This window comes from Halolamina sp., from assembly GCF_036626355.1.
Taxonomy (GTDB): domain Archaea; phylum Halobacteriota; class Halobacteria; order Halobacteriales; family Haloferacaceae; genus Halolamina.
This window is the reverse complement of record NZ_JAZKRY010000139.1, coordinates 1-3,237: the sequence shown is the minus strand read 5'-3', so window position 1 is coordinate 3,237 and position 3,237 is coordinate 1. Positions and strand designations below refer to the sequence as shown.

3 protein-coding genes and 1 pseudogene are annotated in these 3,237 nt (G+C 66.3%); all 4 read left to right on the top strand.

Annotated elements, in window-relative coordinates; genetic code table 11:
• Positions 1-1,475, top strand: a 1,475-nt coding sequence (locus tag V5A38_RS14560) for a CTP synthase (RefSeq protein WP_332326485.1), incomplete at its 5' end; no start/stop codon positions are given.
• Positions 1,475-2,392 (top strand): glutamine-hydrolyzing GMP synthase, encoded by a 918-nt coding sequence (gene guaA, locus V5A38_RS14555; RefSeq protein WP_332326484.1) that lies wholly within the window; start codon positions 1,475-1,477, stop codon positions 2,390-2,392. The genes V5A38_RS14560 and guaA, both read left to right, overlap by 1 nt.
• Positions 2,389-2,712, top strand: a complete 324-nt coding sequence (locus V5A38_RS14550; protein WP_332326483.1) for a CTP synthetase — start codon at positions 2,389-2,391, stop codon at positions 2,710-2,712. Before guaA ends, V5A38_RS14550 begins: the two co-directional genes overlap by 4 nt.
• A 253-nt stretch (positions 2,713-2,965) precedes the next feature.
• Positions 2,966-3,237: pseudogene (locus V5A38_RS14545) on the top strand (hypothetical protein); the annotation flags it as partial.

Genomic DNA, 3,237 nt, shown 5'->3' with positions numbered 1-3,237 from the left:
ACGTCGACGCCGGGACGATGAACCCCTACCAGCACGGCGAGGTGTACGTGCTGAAAGACGGCGGCGAGGTGGACCTCGACCTGGGGAACTACGAGCGGTTCCTGGGCGTCGATATGACCTCGGACCACAACGTCACCACCGGGAAGGTGTACCAGAACGTCATCGAGCGCGAGCGCGCCGGCGACTATCTCGGGAAGACAGTGCAGGTCATCCCCCACATCACCAACGACATCAAGCGGCGCATCCGCGAGGCCGCCGCGGGGAGTGACGTCTGTCTGGTCGAGATCGGCGGCACGGTCGGCGACATCGAGGGGATGCCGTATCTGGAAGCCCTCCGGCAGTTCGCCCACGAGGAGGACGACGAGGACATCCTCTTTACGCACGTCACGCTCGTCCCCTACTCGAAGAACGGCGAGCAGAAGACCAAACCCACCCAGCACTCCGTGAAGGAGCTCCGGAGTATCGGGCTCCAGCCCGACATTCTCGTCGGCCGGTCGCAGGACGAGCTCGAACCCCGGACCAAGGAGAAGATCGCGCTGTTCTGTGACGTTCCCACCGACGCGGTGTTCTCCAACCCCGACGTCGAGGATATCTACCACGTCCCGCTGATGGTCGAGGCCGAGGGGCTCGACGAGTACGTGATGGATCGGCTGGACCTCGCCGACGAGGCGCGCCCGCCCGAAGAGCGCTCGACGGAGTGGCGCGACCTCGTCACCCGCGAGCGCACGGAGAGCGTCGATATCGCGCTCGTCGGCAAGTACGACCTCGAAGACGCCTACATGTCCGTTCACGAGGCGTTGAAACACGCCGGCATCGAGCGCGGCGTCGAGGTGAACGTCGAGTGGGTCGACGCCGACGAGATGGCCGAGCGTCACACCAACCGCCTGGAGGATGCCGACGGCGTCGTCGTCCCCGGCGGCTTCGGCTCCCGCGGGACCGAGGGGAAAGTCGAGGCGATCCGCCACGCGCGAGAACACGACGTCCCGTTCCTCGGACTCTGTCTCGGCTTCCAGATGGCCGTCGTCGACCACGCCCGCCACGTGCTGGGCCTCGAGGACGCCAACAGCGCCGAGATCGATCCCGAGACGCCCCACCCGGTTATCGACCTGCTCCCCGAGCAGGAGGAGGACGGCGAGAAGGGCGGGACGATGCGGCTGGGCAGCCACGAGACGGAGATCGAGCCGTCGACGCTGGCGAACGCGGTGTACGGCGACACGAGCTGTGTCGAACGGCATCGCCACCGCTACGAGGTGAACCCCGAGTATATTGCGGAGCTCGAAGCCGACGGCCTCACGTTCTCGGGCCACGCAGGACGTCGTATGGAGATTGTCGAACGCGATGACCACCCGTACTTCATCGGGACGCAGTTCCATCCGGAGTTCCGTTCCCGACCGGACCGTGCGAGCCCGCCGTTCGTTGGGCTCGTCGACGCCGTCCTGGACGAACAGACCGACGAAACGGAGGTGAGGGCCTGATGGTCGAGCCGGAGTCCTTCATCGAGGATGCGATCGACGAGATTCGGCAGCAGGTCGGCGACGAGAAAGCCGTCATCGCGCTCTCGGGCGGCGTCGACTCCTCTGTCGCCGCTGCGCTGGCCTACGAGGCCATCGGTGACCGGCTCATCCCCGTCTACGTCGACACCGGGCTGATGCGGAAAGGCGAGACCGAGGGCATCCGCGAGACGTTCGCCTTCATGAACTCGCTTCGGATCATCGAGGCACAGGACCGCTTTCTCGCGGCGCTCGCCGGCGTCACCGACCCCGAGGAGAAGCGCAACGTCATCGGCAAGCAGTTCATCGACGAGTTCGAGCGCGAGGCCACGGAGGCCGGTGCTGACTATCTCGTCCAGGGGACCATCTACCCCGACCGCATCGAGAGCGAGGGGAACATCAAATCCCACCACAACGTCGGAGGGCTCCCCGAAGTCGTCGATTTCGAGGGGATCGTCGAGCCGGTGCGGGACCTCTACAAGGACGAGGTCCGCGAGGTCGCCCGCGCGCTCGACCTGGAGGAGGTCGTCTCCGAGCGGATGCCGTTCCCCGGCCCGGGGCTGGCGGTCCGCATCGTCGGCGAGGTGACCAGGGAGAAAGTCGACGTGGCCCGCGAGGCCTGTCACGTCGTCGAGGAGGAAACCGCGGAGCACGACCCCTGGCAGGCGTTCGGGGCCGTGCTCGGGAAAGCCACCGGGGTAAAAGGTGACAACCGCGTGCACGGCTGGGTCGTCGCCGTCCGGTCGGTCGAGTCCCGCGACGGGATGACCGCGCGTGCCCAGGAACTGCCGTGGGAGACGCTGCAGCGCATCCAGAGCCGCATCACCGGGGAGAACGATACCGTCGCCCGCGTCGTCTACGACGTGACCCACAAACCGCCCGCGACTATCGAGTACGAATGAAGGCCATCATCGCCGGCACCGACACGGAGTGTGTCGGTGAGGAGCTGGAAGCGCAGGGCGTCGGCATCACCCGGGTCGAGAGCCCCGTGTTCGCCGAGGCACTCGAGGAGGCAGGTATCGAGGACGCAGCCCTGTTCATCCTGACCGATCTCGAGGAGGGAATCAGCATCCCGCTTGCCAAGGAGGCCAACCCCGACGTCCGGGCGGTCTGTTACGGCGAGGGGACGCTTCCCGAGTCGGTCCGGAGCATCGTCGACCTCGTCGTCGATCCGGCGCTACTGGATGCCGAGGCGGTCGCTGAGGAACTCGGCGGCGAGTAACGGGAGCCGCTGGCGCCGTTCTCGGTCCCTACAAACGTCCTGGTTCTGCGGTCGCGCAGGCTCCTGAGCCCCAGCCAAGCCGTCACACCGTGCCGCCGAGCCCTCACCATCCTCGTAGCCGAGCCACCCGCCGATTGGCCGACTGTATAACCGCTTAATACGGCTTAATCCGGCTTATCACGGCCTCAAACGCCGAAATCCCCGTTCGCTGCGTCCCCCCTTCAAGTAGGTGTAGCTCCTGGGTCGAGATGCGATGAACGCCACCAAGAAAATCCTGACACTGCTGATGGCGGTGCTCGTGGTCGCCGCCGGGGCGGGCCCCGCGACCGCAGCCAGTATCGACGAGGAAACAACGAGCGTGGACGCGACGTACGACGACGGGACGGTCGAGCTGACCGTCACGACCAGCGGCACCGGTGTGGAGAACGTCTCCGTCGAAGCCAACGACGAGGACGTCGGGACGACCGACGCCAACGGCTCGCTGACGTTCGAGACGAACGCGACCGAGGAGCTCGAACTCGAGTT